Here is a 2,279-nt window from a genome sequence, read left to right as displayed (position 1 = left end):
CGTGCTGGTGATCTGCGGCCTGATCGTGTTCTTCCTGCAGCGGGGCCGCACCGGATCCAGCTGGAAGTCGGTCGCGTTCTCGGAGCGCGGCACCGCCTCGGCGGGGCAGAGCGTGCGCACGGCGAAGCTGTCCGCGTTCGCCGTGAGCGCGGCCCTCGCCGGTGTCGCGGGGGGCCTCCTGGCCGGCCAGGTCGGCCTGCCGTACGAGTCGAGCTTCACTCCCCTGCAGTCGCTGGCACTGTACGTGCTCGCCGTCATGAGCGGCGCCCAGCTGCTCGACATGGCGATCTTCGGCGGCATCGTGTGGGTGCTCGTGCCGGAGCTGCTGAAGGCCTGGAACATCAACCAGAACTGGGGCTTCGTGATCTTCGGCGTGCTGGGCGTGCAGGCCCTGACGAGCGGCTCGAACCTCGGTCAGGTGATCCGCGACCTCATCCACAAGCGCGCCGACCGCCGGCAGGCGGCCGCCCGGGCCGCGGTCAAGGAGGCCGCCGCCCGCGAGACCGCGGACGAGGCGCACATCTCCACGACGACGGTCGCGACCGTCGACCCGGCGAAGGACGCCAACGCACCCGTGCTCGTGGTCGAGGGGCTCACGGTCGAGTTCGGCGCGCTGAAGGCGCTCGACGACGTGTCGTTCTCGGTCCCCGCGGGCACCGTGATGGGGCTCATCGGGCCCAACGGCGCCGGCAAGTCGACGTTCGTCGACGCGATCAGCGGGTTCCTGCCGCGGCACGGCGGGCGGGTGACGCTCGACGGCACGGACCTCGCCGGGATGACGCCCACCGCACGCGCCCGGCTCGGCCTGCGGCGCACGTACCAGCAGGACCGCGTTCCGCCGTCGCTCACCGTCGGCGCGTACGTCAGCTTCGTGGCGCGGCGCCGGATCGATCCGTTCGAGCTCGCCGAGACGCTGGACTTCTTCGGCTGCCCGCCGGCATCCGCCCGTCTCAGCAGCATCGACGTGGGCACGAGGCGGCTCATCGAGGTCGCGGCGAACGTCATGGCGCGGCCGAAGCTGCTGATCCTCGACGAGCCCGCCGCGGGCCTGTCGCACGAGGAGCACCTGGCGCTCGCGGCCCGGCTGCGCGACCTGCCGGACCGGTTCGGGATGTCGCTCGTGATCATCGAGCACGACCTCGACCTCGTCCGCTCGGTGTGCCCGCGCCTCACGGTGCTGAACTTCGGCAAGGTGCTGGCATCCGGCCCGCAGGTCGAGGTGCTCGAGAACCCGGACGTCATCAGGGCCTACATGGGCGAGACGGAGCTGCTGCAATGAGCGACACGCTGGAACTCGAATCCGTCACCGTGAGCCGGGGTGCCGGCCCGGTGATCTCGGACGTCTCGCTGACGCTCCGGCCGGGCGAGGTGCTCGCGCTCGTGGGACCCAACGGCGCCGGCAAGACGAGCCTCATCGAATCGATCTCGGGCGTCATCTCGCACTCGTCGGGCTCGATCCGCCTGGGCGGCGAGCCGATCGACAAGGTGTCGCGGGTGAGCCGCGCCCGGCGCGGGATCGTGCACATCGAGCAGGGCCGGGCCGTGTTCCCGACCCTGACCGTGCGGGAGAACCTGTCGCTGACCGCGCGCACCCCGGCCGAGGTGGATGCCGCGATCGCCCAGTTCCCGGAGCTGGAGAAGCGCATCGACGCCCCGACGCAGCTGCTGTCGGGCGGTGAGCAGCAAATGGTGGTGCTCGCCCGCGCGTTCGCCGCGAAGCCCCGGTTCCTGCTGATCGACGAGATGTCGCTCGGCCTCGCGCCGGTGGTGTTCACGCGGCTGTTCCCGATGGTGGCGAAGCTCGCCGAGCAGGGCGCCGGGGTGCTGCTCGTGGAGCAGTTCACCGAGCTCGCGCTGGGTCTGGCCGCAGAGGCGATCGTCGTCGCCACGGGCCGCGTCACCTACCAGGGGGATGCCGCAACCCTGAAGTCGGACCCCGCCGTGCTCCACCGGGCGTACCTGGGGAGCTGACAGAGAGACGAGAGGGGGTGGGATGCTGCGGCATCCCACCCCCTCTGCCGTGTGGCGGCGGGGGGCGAGGCGTGGCGAGAGGTGGCGCTGTCGCACGGGGGCACCGCGTCGCGCAACGGTTGCGGACTCAGCAAAGATGTCGCCGATTCAGGAGGATTCGGCGGGATTCTTCCTGAATCGGCCTGATCCTGCTGAATCGGATGCCTGTGGATAACTTTCGAGGCGGTGGCACGGAATTGGCTACGGTGGCGGGATGAGGTCGCGCGTTGCTGCTGGAGTGGTCGCCGTCGTGGTGGCGGTCGGACTGG

The 2,279-nt window shown here is 70.8% G+C and carries 2 protein-coding genes; both read left to right on the top strand.

Annotated elements, in window-relative coordinates:
• The coding region (locus VJR25_RS11525; protein ID WP_324115114.1) for an ATP-binding cassette domain-containing protein at positions 1-1,279 on the top strand (1,279 nt) is incomplete at its 5' end.
• Positions 1,276-1,971 (top strand): ABC transporter ATP-binding protein, encoded by a 696-nt coding sequence (locus tag VJR25_RS11520; RefSeq protein WP_324115113.1) that lies wholly within the window; start codon positions 1,276-1,278, stop codon positions 1,969-1,971. The genes VJR25_RS11525 and VJR25_RS11520, both read left to right, overlap by 4 nt.
• The last annotated feature ends 308 nt before the right edge of the window (positions 1,972-2,279 follow it).

Source organism: Microbacterium sp., assembly GCF_035277845.1.
GTDB lineage: Bacteria > Actinomycetota > Actinomycetes > Actinomycetales > Microbacteriaceae > Microbacterium.
Note: the sequence above shows the minus strand (reverse complement) of the source record. Positions and strands in the feature narration are given on the sequence as shown.